A 15,773-nucleotide genomic window follows, 5' to 3' on the forward strand; every position below is an offset into this window, starting at 1 on the left:
GCTGGCTTTACATGCAATCGGCGCGCGTTAAACTCACGCCCTGAACCCCTAGCAAGACACCGAGGATGGCTACACACATCGCAGGCGCAGCCGAGATCGCGCAACACACACCCATGATGCAGCAGTACCTGCGCATCAAGGCCGACCATCCGGGCACGCTCGTGTTCTACCGCATGGGCGACTTCTACGAACTCTTCTTCGAAGACGCCGAGAAGGCCGCGCGCCTGCTCGACCTCACGCTCACGCAGCGCGGGGCCTCAGCGGGCAATCCGATCAAGATGGCGGGCGTGCCGCATCACGCAGTCGAGCAATATCTCGCGAAGCTCGTGAAGCTGGGCGAGTCGGTGGCGATCTGCGAACAGATCGGCGACCCGGCCACCTCCAAGGGTCCGGTCGAGCGCAAGGTTGTGCGCGTGGTGACGCCCGGCACGCTGACCGACGCCGCCCTGCTCTCCGACAAGAACGACGTCTACCTGATGGCCGTTTGCCCCGGCCACAACCGGCGCGGCGTGACCGTCAACGTGGGTCTCGCGTGGCTCAATCTCGCCAGCGGCGCGTTGCGCCTCGCGGAAGTCGCGCCGGAACAGGTCGCCACGGCGTTCGAGCGCATTCGGCCCGCGGAAATCCTCGTCGCGGAAATGCCGGCGGAAACCGCCGCCTGGGCGCCGCCGCCCGGATCGGGTGCGCTCACGCGTGTGCCGGCCTGGCACTTCGACGTCGGCTCGGGCAAGCAGCGCCTGTGCGACCAGCTCGACGTGGCAAGCCTCGACGGCTTCGGCGCGCAAACGCTCACGAGCGCATGCGGCGCGGCGGGCGCGCTGCTGCTCTATGCGGCGGCCACACAAGGCCAGCAACTGCGCCACGTGCGCAGCCTGAAGGTCGAAGCCGAATCGGAATACATCGGGCTCGATCCGGCCACCCGCCGCAATCTCGAACTCACGGAAACGCTGCGCGGCACCGAATCCCCCACGCTCTGCTCGCTGCTCGACACGTGCAGTACGGCCATGGGCAGCCGCTTGCTGCGCCACTGGCTCCATCACCCGCCGCGCGAAGCCGCGATCGCCCAAATGCGCCAGCAGGCCATCGGCGCATTGCTCGAGGCGCCGCCGCACGCGAGCGTCGAGACGTTGCGCGGCGCCTTGCGCCAGATCGCCGACGTCGAGCGCATTACCGGGCGCCTCGCGCTGCTTTCCGCGCGCCCGCGCGATCTGTCGAGCCTGCGCGATACCTTTGCCGCGCTGCCCGCGCTGCGCGAACAGGTCGCCGCCGCAAGCGGCGCGGCCACGTCGCTCGCGCACATTGCAGAGGCGCTCGAACCACCGGCCGAGTGCGCAGCGCTCCTGCAGCGCGCGGTCGCGCCGGAACCGGCGGCGATGGTCCGCGACGGCGGCGTGATCGCACGCGGCTACGACGCGGATCTCGACGAACTACGCGACATCTCCGAGAACTGTGGCCAGTTCCTGCTCGACCTCGAAACGCGCGAGCGCACGCGCACCGGCATCGGCAATCTGCGCGTCGAGTACAACAAGGTGCACGGCTTCTATATCGAAGTCACACGCGGCCAGACCGACAAGGTTCCCGACGACTATCGCCGTCGCCAGACGCTCAAGAACGCCGAGCGCTACATCACGCCGGAACTGAAGACGTTCGAGGACAAGGCGCTCTCGGCGCAGGAACGCGCGCTTTCGCGCGAAAAGGCGCTCTACGACGCGCTGCTGCAATCGCTGCTGCCATTCATTCCCCATTGCCAGCGCGTGGCCGCCGCACTCGCGGAACTCGACCTGCTGGCCGCGTTCGCGGAACGCGCCCGCGCGCTCGACTGGAATGCGCCCACGTTTACCGAAGCGCCCGGCATCGACATCGAGCAAGGCCGTCATCCCGTGGTCGAAGCGCAGGTCGAGCAGTTCATCGCCAACGACTGTCTGCTTTCGGCCGAGCGCAAGCTGCTGCTCATCACCGGCCCGAACATGGGCGGTAAATCGACCTTCATGCGGCAGACCGCGCTCATCGCCTTGCTCGCATACGTGGGCAGCTACGTGCCGGCAAAGCGCGCCAGCTTCGGGCCGATCGACCGCATCTTCACGCGCATCGGCGCGGCTGACGACCTCGCGGGCGGCCGCTCGACCTTCATGGTCGAGATGACCGAAGCCGCGGCCATTCTCAACGACGCCACGCCGCAAAGCCTCGTGCTGATGGATGAGATCGGGCGCGGCACGTCGACGTTCGACGGCCTCGCGCTCGCGTGGGCCATCGCGCGGCATCTGCTCGCGCACAACGGTTGCCACACGCTCTTCGCCACGCACTACTTCGAGCTCACGCAGCTGCCGGCCGAATTTGCCCAGGCGGCGAACGTGCATCTTTCGGCCGTCGAGCATGGCCACGGCATCGTCTTCCTGCATGCGGTGCAGGAAGGCCCAGCGAACCAGAGCTACGGCCTGCAAGTGGCGCAGCTCGCGGGTGTGCCCGCCGCCGTGATACGCGCCGCGCGCAAGCATCTCGTGCACCTGGAGCAGCAATCGGCGGGGCAGCCCACGCCGCAACTCGACCTGTTCGCCGCCCCCGCCGCCCCCGCCGCCGAGTATGACGACGACGCACCATGCGTGGAAGATCGCGCCACTCCGGTTGAGGAAGATCGTGGCGCGTCACTCGTTGCACAGCGGCTGCGCGAACTCGATCCGAACGAACTGCGCCCGCGCGACGCGCTCGACCTGTTGTACGAACTGCATGAGCTGGCCACGGCGCCGGACGCCAAACGCTGAGCGTCGCCTCGCGACGCCGCCGCGGCCACCGCAACCGGCAGGCCGCGGCAGTCCCCGCTCGCGCTATCTGAAAATTATGCGCCGTGCGTCGTGCGCGTTGATGCTGGCTTCGTCGCTGGGTTCGCCGCTCGCGGCGTTCGCGCAGGCGCCTCGCTATGCCTTCGCGGTCGTGGCGAACGCGCTCACCTCGCAGTCCGAGGAAGCGTCGGCGCAGCGGCTCATCGACGCCATCGGGCGCGATCCGCAAGTCGCTTTCACGGTCTACGACGGCAATCTCAAAGGCGCACACGAAACCTGTGCCGACCATCTTTACGAACGGCGTCACGACCTGCTCGATGCGTCACGTGCGCCGCTCGTGTTCGTGCCCGGCGAACGCGACTGGGTCACCTGCGGTATAACCGGCTCGGGCGCCTACGATCCCGCCGAGCGGCTCGACTTCCTGCGCCAGAACTTCTTCTCCGATCCTAACGCGCTCGGCCAAACCCCCTTGACGCTCACGCGCGAGAGCGAAGTCTCGCGCTTCCGGCCGTATCGGGAAAACGTGCGCTGGCAACTCGGCGACACCGTGTTCATCGGGCTGAACGTGCCGGACGGCAACAATCACTATCTCAATGCAGGCGGGCGCAATGGCGAGTTCGAAGACCGCGTGATCGCCAACGGCTTCTGGCTCGAACATGCGGCCGAGTATGCGAAGCGCCGCAACGCGCGCGCGATCGTTATCTTTATGCAAGGCAACGCGATGCCCGAGCATTACGAGCGTCCCGACCACTTCGCGTGGCTGCGCTTCCACCGTGCACCGCGCGACGGCTATCTCGAGTTGCGCCGCAATCTCGTGAAGCTCGCCGAGATTTTCCGCGGCCAGATCATCATCGTGAATGCCGACGACTCGAAGCTCGCACATGGCTTCACGATCGATCAGCCGCTGCGTAACGACAAGGGCACAAGGATAGAAAACGTTACGCGCATCGCGTTCTCGCTGCGCGATCCGCTTACGCAATGGCTGCAGGTGGACGCCGACATGGCGCGCCGCACGCCGCTGCGCGTGAGCGTGCGCGATGTACCGAAACATCTGCCGCTGTTGCCCGCGCAGCCGTCACCGTATACGCCCGGCGCCGGGTCGTCGCCCGCGATGCCGGAAATGCCCGAAGTGTCGTCAATGCCGGATGTGACCGAGATTCCCGGCATGCCGCAGTCGCCTGACGTCGCGCCCGTGGCGCCTGGCGCATCGGGAACCGCCGTGCCTCCCGGTTTGCCGCCGGCCGGGAACGGCGTGCTGGTGCCGGCGTGGCCCACGCAGGGCGGCCAGAATGGACTCAATGGTCGGAATGATGCTAACGGCCAGAACGGCCTGGATGGTGGAAACAGCGGTGGAAACGGCGGCGGCAATGGCCAGCCGCCTGACCCGCTGCAGCCGCCCGGCGCACCGGCGTCAGGCGGCTTCGTGCATTGAGCGGAGCTTAGTGCAAGGTGGGTTTCGAGGCGCCTTCGTCGCCGTCGTCTTCTTCGTCTTCGTCGATGATTTCGAGGCCGTCCGCGCCATGCGCGTGCTCATGTTCGATTTCGTCTTCAGTGGCGGTGCGCACTTCCTTGACCGTCAGCGCGAAGCGTAGCGCCATACCCGCTAGCGGATGGTTGCCGTCGAGCACGACCTTGTCTTCGGCGACATCCGTGACCGTATAGATGAGCGTGTCGAGATCTTCGTCGCTTTCTTCGGGCGTGCCTTCGAACTGCATGCCGACTTCGAGCGGCTCAGGGAAGCGGTTGCGCGGCTCGATCTTCACGAGATCGGGATCGTATTCCCCGAAAGCGTCCTGCGGCTCAAGCTGGATCTGGGTCTCGAAGCCCGGCTCCTGCCCGTCCAGCACTTCCTCGATCTTGGGGAACGTGCCATCATAGCCGCCGTGCAGATAGACCATCGGCTCGTCGCTTTCCTCGATCAGATTGCCCTGCGCATCCGATAGCTTGTAAGCGACCGACACGACGGTGTCCTTTGCAATTTTCATTCGATCCTCCAGATTACAGACCACATTATACGATGCCGAAGCGGTCCCCAGACCACCCGGTGGACGCGCGCAAGCGGCGCGCCTCCGTCCCCCTGGCATGCCCCGCGCCCGATGTTGCCACGCCGCTTCTGGGCGGCCTGACGCCGGCGCAGTTCATGCGCAAATACTGGCAGAAAAAGCCGCTGTTGATCCGCCAGGCGATTCCCGACATCGAAGCGCCGCTCTCGCGCGAAGCCCTATTCGCGCTCGCAGACAGCGACGATGTCGAGTCGCGTCTCATCACGCATTTTCGCCGCCGCTGGGCGCTCGAACACGGCCCGTTCTCGCCGGACGAACTGCCCACGCCGAAGACCCGCCAGTGGACGCTCCTGGTGCAAGGCGCCGACCTGCACGACGACCGCGCGCGCGCCCTGCTCGAGCGCTTTCGCTTCGCCCCCGACGCGCGGCTCGACGACCTGATGATCTCGTACGCATCGGACGGCGGCGGTGTCGGGCCGCACTTCGATTCGTATGATGTCTTCCTCCTGCAGGTGCACGGCAAGCGCCGCTGGCGCATTGGCGCGCAGCGCGATCTCTCGCTGCAGGAAGGCCTGCCGCTCAAGATTCTCGCGAATTTCCAGCCTGAAGAAGAGTGGGTGCTGGAGCCGGGCGACATGCTGTACCTGCCGCCGCACATTGCGCACGACGGTATCGCCGAAGGCGAATGCATGACGTGCTCGATCGGCTTTCGTTCTCCTTCCACGAACGAATTGACGAGCCAGTTTCTTTACTGGCTCGCCGAGCGCGGCGCCGATAATGGCAACAGCAAGCCCACGCTTTACCGCGACCCCGACCAGCCGGCCGTGGCACATCCCGCGCAGCTTCCTCCGGCACTCGTAGAGCGTGTTGGCGGCGTGCTTGCTAAAGTGCGCTGGAGCGACGCCGACGTGTCCTCCTTCGTGGGCTCGTGGCTGTCCGAACCGAAAGCCAATGTGGTGTTCGACGCCCCCGAAAAACCGCTCGACGAAGCCCGTTTCGTTGCGCGAGCGGCAAAAGATGGGATAACACTCGACCGCAGGACAATCCTGCTTTACGATTCGCGGTCGTATTACCTGAACGGGGAACAGTGCTTGCTCAAAGAAGCAAGAAAGTGGCTGCCGGCACTGGCCGACAGGCGCTCTATGGACGGGAAACGCTTTGTAACACTCTCACACGATTCGTGTGTGACAGCGTTGCTACACGAGTGGTATCGTGCGGGCTGGATTCGGACCGGGGTGCTTGCCTAAGCGCTTCGGACTGTTATACCGTACTAAAATAGTGCTTGTATGAGAAAGACAACGTATTGTCCCCGGATTTGTCGACGGTCGATACGAAAGTGCCTATAATTTCCGGCCAGGCCGTAGGGAAGATTCACGCTCTTGCAGTGCGTCTCCACCAGCGGCTCAGGTCGGTGTTGGGGCACATTTACCGGTATTATTTTGCGCTGTTGCTTACCTTTAACCATAAAAGGACGTGATCATGAAGAAATCCCTCCTCGTAGCATCCCTGCTGGCAGCTGTTGCACTCGCTGCGTGCAACAAGAGCAGCGACCAAGCTGCTGCGCCGGCTAGCGATGCTGCTGCTGCTTCGGCACCGGCTGCTGCTGCTTCGGATTCGGCAGCTGCTGCTTCGGGCGCTGCTGCTGCTGCGAGCGACGCTGCTGCTTCGGCTACCGCCGCTGCTTCGGACGCTGGCGCTGCTGCTTCGGACGCAGGCGCTTCGGCTCCGGCTGCTGCTTCGGGCGCAAGCCAGTAAGTTGCGTTCGCGCGATACCCACCGGGACCTCGGTCCCGGTGGGTATCGCAGCGAACCGTCGTGCGGTCTGCTGCTTGCGTCAAACGCGCTACAGACATACGGCGGCCAAGCAAAAAAGCCACGAACGTGAGTTCGTGGCTTTTTTGTTATGCGGCGTGCATGAAGCTACATGAGACTTAACGCGCTTCGCCAGGCTCCCCTGCTTCCTCGTTCTTCTCTTCGAAGAACGCCTGCACCACTTCGATCTCCCGGGTCCGCTTGAACGGCGGCAGGCTTTGCCAGATACGTCGTCCGTACGGTTTGTCGACGAGACGGGTGTCGCAAATCATCAACACGCCGCGGTCGGTTTCCGCGCGAATCAGTCGCCCCGCGCCCTGCTTGAGCGTGATCACCGCCTGCGGGAGCTGGTGGACCGCGAACGGGCTCAGACCTTTCTTCGCCAGCGCATCAAGGCGCGCCGCCAGCACCGGATCGTCGGGCGGCGCGAACGGCAGCTTGTCGATGACCACGAGCGAAAGCGCATCGCCGCGCACGTCCACCCCTTCCCAGAAGCTCTGGCTGCCCACGAGGATCGCATTGCCATAGGCGCGGAAGCGCTCGAGCAATTCCGTGCGGCTTGCGTCGCCCTGCACGAGCAGCGGCGTGTTCCAGCCGCGCGCCTCGATCGTGTCGCGCAGCTTCTGGGCAATGCGGTCGACGGCACGCAGCGTCGTGCATAGCATGAAGACACCGCCGCCCGACGCCTCGATCGCCGGGAGCGCCGCGTCGAACACGGCGTCGGTGAATTGCGGCGACGACGGCTGCGGCATGTTGCGCGGCACGTAAAGCAGCCCTTGTGTGGGATAGTCGAACGGGCTCGGCAGCGTCATCGAACGGCGCGAACTCAGGCCCATTTGCGCCGCGTAGTGCGTGAAGTCGCCGCGCACCGACAGCGTGGCCGACGTGAAGACCCACGTGCGCGGCACACCGGCGCGCTGCTTGGCGAAGATCGGCGCCACGGAAAGCGGGGTTTCGTGCAGCTGCACCGTGTGCGAAAACACCTCGACCCAGCGGACTTTCTCGTCCGTGTCGTCCGGCGCGTCAGCCTTTTCGTCCTGCCCGTCCGCGTCGGCCTTACGTGCTTCGCGCGCCGGCGCGGCGCCCTGCGGCGCGGTCCAGCCCGCGAGAATGCCCTGCAGCTCGCGCGCGCGGCGCAGGCACGCGCCGATCGATTCGGCGCGCTCGGCCTGCCCCGCGAGTGCCGTGGCAAGCGTGCCCAGTTCGGTCTGCAGCGCGTCGAGCGCATCGAAGAGCGGGTGATCCTCGGGCAACTGCGTAATCGACAGCCGCAGCGAATCTTCCTTGAACGCGAGCCGCACGTCGCGCGCAGCGCGCTCCAGCGCCGCACCGAGCTTGACCCACTCCACCGCGTCGCGCGCGTGGCTCAGGCCTTCGGCCACGCAATCGCGCGCGAGCTCGAGGAACTGCGCAGTCGAAAGCGTTTCGCCGAAGAAGAGCGTTGCCGTTTCGGGCAGCTGGTGCGCCTCGTCGAAGATGATCGTATTCGCGCTCGGCAGCAGTTCGGCCATGCCGGTGTCGCGCAGCATGATGTCGGCGAAGAACAGATGGTGATTCACCACCACGATGTCGGCCTGCTGCGCCTCGCGGCGCGCCTGCATCACGAAGCAGTCCTTGTAATGCGGACACTCCTGGCCAAGACAGTTATCGCGCGTCGATGTCACCATCGACCAGACGGCCGCCGTCTCGGGCACGCTCGCAAGCTCCGCCTTGTCGCCCGAGCGCGTGATCTTCGCGAAGCGCACGATTTCCTGCAGATACGCGGTTTCCTGGCGCGACGGCAGCCGGCCGTTGTCGGCCGTGCGCTGCAGATAGTAGTGGCACAGATAGTTGGCGCGGCCCTTGAGCATCGCCACGCTCACCGGCACCGCCAGGGCGTCGCGCACCGTGGGGATGTCGCGCGCGAAGAGCTGGTCCTGCAAGTGCTTGGTGCCCGTCGAGACAACCACCTTGCCGCCCCACAGCATGGCCGGCACGAGGTACGCATAGGTCTTGCCCGTGCCCGTGCCCGCCTCGACGATCAGCGTGTTGTCGCCGTTCCCGCCAGCGGCGCGCGCCGCTTCCTCGGCGCCGGGCTGCGCCGGCGCACCACGCTCGACCCGCCGCGCCGGGCGCGACTGGAGTTCGAACGTCGCGGGATCGGGCAGCGATTGCGCGGCGGCTTCCATCGCGGCCGCGACCGCGCGTGCCATTTCGATCTGGGCAGCGCGTGGGCGATAGCCGTCGATCTCGCGGGCGAGCAAGCCGTCGGCCGCGAAGAGCTCCTCGAGCTCGGCAGCGCGGCGTGTGCTCAATACGGGTGCAGCGGCTGTTTGCGTCGCACGCGCGTCGGCCTCCGGCGCGCCGCCTTCGCGCGCGGGCCGGGAACGGGAAACGGTCGTTGAATTCAAGGCAAGCGGTTCCTGCTCGGTCCGGAACGGCGCAACCCGCCGACTGCCGCGCCCCGGCGCCTGCCAGGACCCGGAATCAGGCGTGCCCGTCCGAAGTCTTCGTTGAATCGGGGTCCAGCTGCAGTTGCAGCAGGAGGATGTTGTCCTTGACCTTGAGCTTGCGCTTCTTCAGCCTCTGCAGTTCGAGATCGTCATAGTCCGGGGTGTCGGACATCCTGTCTATCAGGCGGTCCAGATCGCCATGTTCCGATTCCAGTTGCAGAATGCGGTCACGAAGGACCTCGGTCTTGACTTCACGATGCTCGCGCATGCTCGCCTCCTCGACATATGCGGCGCGCGCTTGCGAAGGACGACGCGCCTGAGGTTGCAGTCCGGCTGAAAAAGCGTGCTACTCGTGCTACTGGTCCTGCTGTTCTTCCTGCTGCTGCTTTTGCTGTTGCTGCTGCTGTTCTTCTTGTTGCTGCTTTTGCTGCGCCTTCTCCGCCGCCTGTTTCTGACGCTCTTCGACATCGGCCTTATGCTTCACCGCGTCTTCCTGCTTCTGCTGGTAGCGCTGGGCCTTGTCGGCGCGTTCCTGAGCCTTTTGTTCGCCCTGGCGCCGCGCTTCGTCAAGCTGGTTCTGGTAGTTCGCCTGCTTCTGGTCGTACGCCGCCTGGTTCGCGTTGCGCTGCGATTGCTCACCCTGGCGCTGTGCCTGGGCCAGCGCATGCTGCCGCTGCTTTTCCTGATACGCCTGCTCGTTCGCCGCACGCTGCGGCGCCTCGGCCTGACGCTGCGCCTGATCGAGCGCATGTTGCTGCTGCTTCTGTTCGTACGCCTGCGCGCTTGCCGCTTCGTTGGCGGCGCGCTGCGGCGCATTGGCTTCGTCCTGCGAGCGTTGCAATGCGGCCTGCTGGTCGCGCTGCTGCGCATGCGCGGCACGTTTTTCGTCGTCGAGCGCCAGTTGCTCGCGGCGGATATCGGCCTGCACGACGCGCATCTTGTCGCGCGCCTTGCCGATGCAATGATTCACGAAGAACGTGCTATAGCAGTTGTGCTGCGCGACTGCATACTGATAGTCGTTCTCCGCGCTACGACGGTCCAGCACCTGCTGCCGCGCGTCGAAGTCGCTCTGCTGCGACTGTGGCGCGCCGGTGGCCCCAGCCACCTCAGACGCTGCGAGCGGCGCGTTGCCCGAAGGCGCCGGCTGCACCGGCGCAGTTGCCGCACCTTGCTGCTGCAGCGGCCCTGTCACCCCGACCGCCTGCGCGAGGGCCGGAACGCTCGCACCGAGGCTCAACGCGACGACACAAATTGCCCCAAGCGCGGGGAACCGCCGCGTAACGCCAACAGGCGTGCGAAACCGGGCAAGGGGCAAATCAGGGGAGCAGCGGGAGGTCGTCAACGTCTTCTGTGGGCAGCGGAACATGGGGGAAATTCTAACACCCCCCGGGTTGAGCGCCCGGCCATTTATGGCAAAATGCCCCGCTCCACCGGCCGGCGGGCGCACCCGGCAACGCGCCTTTTTGCACACTGGGCGCCCCGGGCGCTCGAGCCCTCACCGGCCGCCGGACCGCAAACCCGGACCGCAATCCGATCCTCGCAGGAATATTCAGACCCTATGACGGAAACCGTAGCACTCAAGATCGTCCAGCGTATCGCCACTGAACTAAGCGTGCAGCCACGCCAGGTCGCAGCCGCCGTGCAGCTTCTCGACGAAGGCTCGACCGTTCCGTTCATCGCCCGTTACCGCAAGGAAGTCACGGGCAATCTCGACGATACGCAGCTGCGTACGCTCGAAGAGCGACTGCTCTATCTGCGCGAACTCGAAGGCCGCCGCGCGGCGATCCTTGCGAGCATCGAGGAACAAGGCAAGCTCACCGACGAATTGCGCAGCGCCATCGAAGCGGCCGACAGCAAGCAGGTTCTCGAAGACCTCTATCTGCCCTACAAGCCCAAGCGCCGCACACGCGCGCAGATCGCGCGCGAAGCCGGCCTGCAGCCGCTCGCCGACGCGCTGCTCGCGAACCCGCTGCTCGACCCGCAAACGGAAGCCGCACAGTACGTGGACGCCGAAAAGGGTGTCGCCGACATCAAGGCCGCGCTCGACGGCGCGCGCGACATCCTCTCCGAGCAGTTCGGTGAAACGGCCGAACTGCTGGGCAAGCTGCGCGACTGGCTGCATAACCAGGGCGTGGTGATGTCGAGCGTGATCGAGGGCAAGGAAAACGAGGAAGGCGAGAAGTTCCGCGACTACTACGACTATTCCGAGACTATCAAGACCGTGCCGTCGCACCGCGCGCTCGCGCTGTTCCGCGGCCGCAACGCCGGTGTGCTGATGGTCAAGCTCGGCCTCGGCGGCGAACTGGACACGCAGGTGCCGCATCCGGGCGAAGCGATGATCGCGCGCCACTTCGGCATTGCGAACCAGAATCGCCCGGCCGACAAATGGCTCTCCGATGTCTGCCGCTGGTGCTGGCGCGTGAAGGTGCAGCCGCATATCGAAAACGAGCTGCTCACCGACCTGCGCGAGCAGGCGGAAAACGAAGCGATCCGCGTGTTCGCGCGCAATCTCAAGGATCTGCTGCTTGCCGCGCCGGCCGGCCCCAAGGCCGTGATCGGCCTCGATCCGGGCCTGCGCACGGGCGTGAAGGTGGCCGTGGTCGACCGCACAGGCAAGCTGCTCGCCACCGACACGATCTACCCGCACGAGCCGCGCCGCGACTGGGACGGCTCGCTCGCGAAGCTCGCGCGCATCGCCGCGCACACGCAAGCGGAGCTCATCAGCATCGGCAACGGCACGGCCTCGCGTGAAACCGACAAGCTCGCGAGCGAGCTGATCTCGAAGCATCCCGAACTGAAGCTGCAGAAAATCGTGGTTTCCGAAGCCGGGGCGTCGGTTTATTCGGCGTCCGAACTGGCTGCGAAGGAATTCCCCGAGCTCGATGTGTCGCTGCGCGGCGCCGTTTCCATTGCGCGCCGTCTGCAGGACCCACTCGCCGAACTCGTGAAGATCGAGCCGAAAGCGATTGGCGTGGGCCAGTACCAGCACGACGTGAACCAGCGCGAACTCGCGCGCTCGCTCGACGCCGTGGTCGAGGACTGCGTAAACGCCGTGGGCGTCGATGCTAACACGGCCTCCGTTGCCCTGCTCGCCCGCGTGTCGGGACTTAACTCGACGCTCGCGCGCAATATCGTCGACTACCGCGATGCGAACGGCCCGTTCCCTTCGCGCGAGCATCTCAAGAAGGTACCGCGTCTGGGCGACAAGACTTTCGAGCAAGCCGCCGGCTTCCTGCGCATCAACGGCGGCGACAATCCGCTCGATCGCTCGTCGGTGCACCCGGAAGCGTACCCCGTCGTCGAGCGCATGCTCGCGAAGATCAAGCGTACGATCGGCGACGTGCTCGGCAGCCGCGAAGCGCTTTCGGGCCTCGCGCCCACCGAGTTCGTGGATGAACGTTTCGGTCTGCCGACGGTGCGCGACATCCTGAGCGAACTGGAAAAGCCGGGCCGCGATCCGCGCCCCGAGTTCAGGACGGCGACGTTCCGCGATGGCGTCGAGAAAGTCTCCGACCTCGTGCCGGGCATGCTGCTCGAAGGCGTCGTGACGAATGTGGCCGCGTTCGGCGCATTCATCGACGTGGGCGTGCATCAGGACGGGCTCGTGCACGTCTCGGCCATGTCGACGAAGTTCATCAAGGACCCGCACGAAGTCGTCAAGGCCGGCCAGGTCGTGAAGGTGAAGGTGCTCGACGTCGACGTGAAGCGTCAGCGCATCGCGCTCACGATGCGTCTGGACGACGACCCCGCGAGCGCCGGCACGTCGCGCAGCGGCGGCAGCGCGGGACAGTCGGGCAACCGCGACAATCGCGGCGGTGGCAATCGCGACAACCGTGGAGGCGCGCGTTCACGCGATGCGGAACCGGCGGGCGCGATAGCGGCGGCATTCGCGAAGCTCAAGCCACGCTGATGTCCGCATGACGCAACGCGGGCCGCAACGGCTCACGTTGCGTGCGCAACAAAAAAGGCACCCCACAGGGTGCCTTTTTTACTGGTCGAACCGACGCGATCAGATCTCGATCTTCGTCCCGAGTTCGACCACGCGGTTCGCAGGAATGCTGAAGAAGTCGGTGGGCTTCGCGGCGTTCTGATGCATCCACGCGAATATGCGTTCGCGGAAGATCGACATCCCCGGAAGCTGCGTCGGCACGACCGTTTCGCGCGCGAGGAAGAAGGACGTATCCATCATCTCGAACGTCATGTTTTGCGTACGCGAAATTTCGTCGAGCACGGCTTGCACATCGGGCGTTTCGTTGAAGCCGTAATCGGCCTTCACGAGATAGAGGCCGCCGCCGACATCCTTCACTTCCACACGTTCGGCGTCCGCCACGTAGGGAATGTCGCGGATCACGAACGTGAGGAAGATCGTGCGTTCGTGCAGCACCTTGTTGTGCTTGAGGTTGTGCAGCAGACTCACCGGCACGAGCGATTCGCTGCCCGTGAGATAGATCGCCGTGCCCGACACGCGATGCGGCGGGTGCGCGAGCAGCCCTTGCAGGAAGGGCATGAGCGGAATACCGTCGGCGGCTGTGCGGTCCTTCACGATCATGCGGCCCTTGAACCAGGTCGTCAGCAGGAAGAACAAGAGGGCACCGATGCCGAGCGGCAGCCAGCCACCCTCCTCGACCTTCAGCAGGTTCGCGCCGAAGAAACCCAGATCGACGGCCAGCAGCACCGCGATGATGCAGGTGACAAGAGCCTTGTTCCACTTCCACACCTTCGTCATCACGACGGCGACGAGCACCGTGGTGATCACCATCGTCGCAGTCACGGCGATGCCGTATGCGGCGGCCAGATTGTCCGAACTCTTGAAGGCGACCACGATGCACAGAATGATGAAGAGCAGCATCCAGTTCACGACCGGCACGTAGATCTGGCCGATGGCGAGGTCCGACGTGTGCAGCACCTTCATGCGCGGCACGTAGCCAAGCAGAATGGCCTGACTCGTGAGCGAGTACGCACCCGAGATCACAGCCTGCGAAGCGATCACGGTCGCCACCGTGGAAAGCACGACGAGCGGCAGCAAGGCCCAATCCGGCGCGAGCAGGAAGAACGGATTTACGATCGCGCGATGGTCCTGCATCAGCAGCGCGCCCTGCCCGAAGTAGTTGAGCACGAGCGAGGGCATCACGAGCGTGTACCAGGCACAGCGAATCGGCTGCGCGCCGAAGTGGCCCATGTCCGCGTAGAGCGCTTCCGCGCCGGTCAGCACCAGCACGACCGAGCCGAGCACCACGTAGGCCTGCAGCATGTGCGCGCCCATGAAACTGACCGCGTAATACGGACTGAGCGCCGCGATGACGCCAGGCGCCTGCACAATGCGCGAAACGCCAAGCACACCGATGGTGATGAACCAGAGCACCATGATCGGGCCGAACAGGCGGCCGACCAGCGCGGTGCCGTGCCGCTGGATCCAGAACAGCACGATCAGGATCACCATCGTGAACGGCAGCACCAGATGCGAGAGCTTGGGCGCGGCGATTTCGAGGCCTTCCACCGCCGACATGACCGAGATGGCCGGCGTGATGACGGCATCGCCGTAGAACATGCACGCGCCGAAGATCCCCAAGGCCGTGAGCAGCGCAGCCGACCTGCTCTTGCGGTTGAACGAGCGCATGGCGAGCGCCATGAGCGCGAGCACGCCGCCCTCGCCGTTGTTGTCGGCGCGCATCACAAGAAGGACATATTTGACGCTCACGACGATCACGATCGCCCAGAACAGCAGCGAAATGACGCCGAGAATGGAAGTGTCGTTGAGCGGAATGCCGTGCGATGGGCTGAACGCCTCTTTCAGCGAATACAGCGGGCTCGTGCCGATGTCGCCGAACACCACGCCGATGGCCGCTACGGCGAGAGTAGGTAGCGGCTGCTTGGCCACGTGTGTGCTAGTTGTCATATACGCGGTAATCCGTTGCGAGGCGGAAAAAACGAGCGCTATTCTAAACCGGGCTGCGGCGGAAACCGAGCGGTCGTCGCGGCACTGCGACATCCCGCTGTCCCCGCGCAGTTTAGCACCGGCCCCAGATGCCGTCTGCCCGCCTGCGCCACCGCCGGCGATTCGGTGGGCGACGCACAAAAAAAACGGAGCCATAAAGGCTCCGTCGCTGGATCTGACCGCCGCGGGTGTGGGAACACTGACGGCGGTACAACTCTTGCATTACTTCTGCACGTCTTGCGCTTGTTGCAGACCACGCTTGATCCACGCACCGAGATTGTGCGGGCGCACCGTGTCCCACTCCTCGAACGGCTGGTGGATCCACGGATTGGTCGGCAGATGCTGGACGAAATAGTCCGGCGTCACCTTCGAGCAGCCCTTGTACCAGAGCACCGCCGAGCGCACGCCGGTCACGGCCGGGTAGCGCTCCTTGAGGTGCTCCTGCACGCGTGCGAGCGTGACGCCCGAATCGACGAGATCGTCGACGAGCAGCACGTTGCCCTCGAGGTGACCGCGCGTCATCGTGATGTACTGCGCGATGTCGAGCTCGCCCTGCTCCGTGCCGGCGGCTTCGCGATACGAACTGGTTGCGAGGATCGCCAGCGGCAGGTCATAGATGCGCGAGAGCTGGTCGCCCACGCGCAGACCGCCGCGTGCGAGGCACAGGATCTGGTCGAACTTCCAGCGCGACTCGTGCACCTTGAGCGCGAGCAGTTCGATCAGCCGGTGATACTCGTCCCAGCCGACCCACAGGTTCTTTTCATCGTTGCGCGGGTCCATCATTTGAATCATTTTTGCTTCTGCCTTCTTGCTA

The 15,773-nt window shown here is 65.1% G+C and carries 11 protein-coding genes; 5 read left to right on the forward strand and 6 right to left on the reverse strand.

The features are described from left to right. Nucleotides 1-65: 65 nt before the first annotated feature. Both mutS and M3I56_RS05000 read left to right on the forward strand, forming a co-directional pair. Nucleotides 66-2,759, forward strand: coding sequence for a DNA mismatch repair protein MutS (gene mutS, locus M3I56_RS04995; RefSeq protein WP_254352806.1), 2,694 nt, complete (start codon nucleotides 66-68; stop codon nucleotides 2,757-2,759). Between the two features lie 100 nt (nucleotides 2,760-2,859). Then, nucleotides 2,860-4,209, forward strand: coding sequence for a hypothetical protein (locus tag M3I56_RS05000; RefSeq protein ID WP_309249128.1), 1,350 nt, complete (start codon nucleotides 2,860-2,862; stop codon nucleotides 4,207-4,209). 7 nt (nucleotides 4,210-4,216) lie between these two features. Here the strand turns inward: M3I56_RS05000 and M3I56_RS05005 are convergent, their stop codons facing one another. Continuing rightward, a complete protein-coding gene (locus tag M3I56_RS05005) occupies nucleotides 4,217-4,762 on the reverse strand; it encodes a peptidylprolyl isomerase (RefSeq protein WP_254352808.1) in 546 nt (181 codons plus the stop codon). 32 nt (nucleotides 4,763-4,794) lie between these two features. On the opposite strand from M3I56_RS05005, the gene M3I56_RS05010 reads away from it, so the two are divergent. Together M3I56_RS05010 and M3I56_RS41525 are read left to right on the forward strand one after the other, a co-directional pair. Then, complete coding sequence (locus tag M3I56_RS05010; RefSeq protein ID WP_254352809.1) at nucleotides 4,795-6,027, forward strand: cupin domain-containing protein; 1,233 nt, start codon at nucleotides 4,795-4,797, stop codon at nucleotides 6,025-6,027. A 232-nt stretch (nucleotides 6,028-6,259) separates the two neighbouring features. Then, nucleotides 6,260-6,535, forward strand: a complete 276-nt coding sequence (locus M3I56_RS41525) for a hypothetical protein (protein WP_081771656.1) — start codon at nucleotides 6,260-6,262, stop codon at nucleotides 6,533-6,535. Between the two features lie 176 nt (nucleotides 6,536-6,711). Here M3I56_RS41525 and M3I56_RS05020 read toward each other — a convergent pair whose 3' ends face one another. From M3I56_RS05020 to M3I56_RS05030, 3 genes are all read right to left on the reverse strand, one after another. Beyond that, nucleotides 6,712-8,982, reverse strand: a complete 2,271-nt coding sequence (locus M3I56_RS05020) for an ATP-dependent DNA helicase (RefSeq protein ID WP_254352811.1) — start codon at nucleotides 8,980-8,982, stop codon at nucleotides 6,712-6,714. Between the two features lie 76 nt (nucleotides 8,983-9,058). After that, the gene (locus M3I56_RS05025; RefSeq protein ID WP_028204122.1) at nucleotides 9,059-9,292 is read right to left on the reverse strand and encodes a DUF465 domain-containing protein; all 234 of its coding nucleotides are present in this window, start codon (nucleotides 9,290-9,292) and stop codon (nucleotides 9,059-9,061) included. 87 nt (nucleotides 9,293-9,379) lie between these two features. Further along, a complete protein-coding gene (locus M3I56_RS05030; RefSeq protein WP_309249129.1) occupies nucleotides 9,380-10,216 on the reverse strand; it encodes a colicin transporter in 837 nt (278 codons plus the stop codon). A gap of 366 nt (nucleotides 10,217-10,582) precedes the next feature. On the opposite strand from M3I56_RS05030, the gene M3I56_RS05035 reads away from it, so the two are divergent. After that, a complete protein-coding gene (locus M3I56_RS05035) occupies nucleotides 10,583-12,934 on the forward strand; it encodes a Tex family protein (RefSeq protein WP_254352813.1) in 2,352 nt (783 codons plus the stop codon). A 99-nt stretch (nucleotides 12,935-13,033) separates the two neighbouring features. On the opposite strand, the gene M3I56_RS05040 is transcribed toward M3I56_RS05035, so the two are convergent. Continuing rightward, nucleotides 13,034-14,920, reverse strand: a complete 1,887-nt coding sequence (locus tag M3I56_RS05040; protein ID WP_254352814.1) for a potassium transporter Kup — start codon at nucleotides 14,918-14,920, stop codon at nucleotides 13,034-13,036. Nucleotides 14,921-15,181: 261 nt separating this feature from the next. Further along, nucleotides 15,182-15,751, reverse strand: coding sequence for a phosphoribosyltransferase (locus M3I56_RS05045; protein WP_254352815.1), 570 nt, complete (start codon nucleotides 15,749-15,751; stop codon nucleotides 15,182-15,184). Nucleotides 15,752-15,773 lie beyond the last annotated feature (22 nt).

The organism is Paraburkholderia sp. CNPSo 3281 (genome assembly GCF_024206515.1).
GTDB lineage: Bacteria > Pseudomonadota > Gammaproteobacteria > Burkholderiales > Burkholderiaceae > Paraburkholderia > Paraburkholderia nodosa.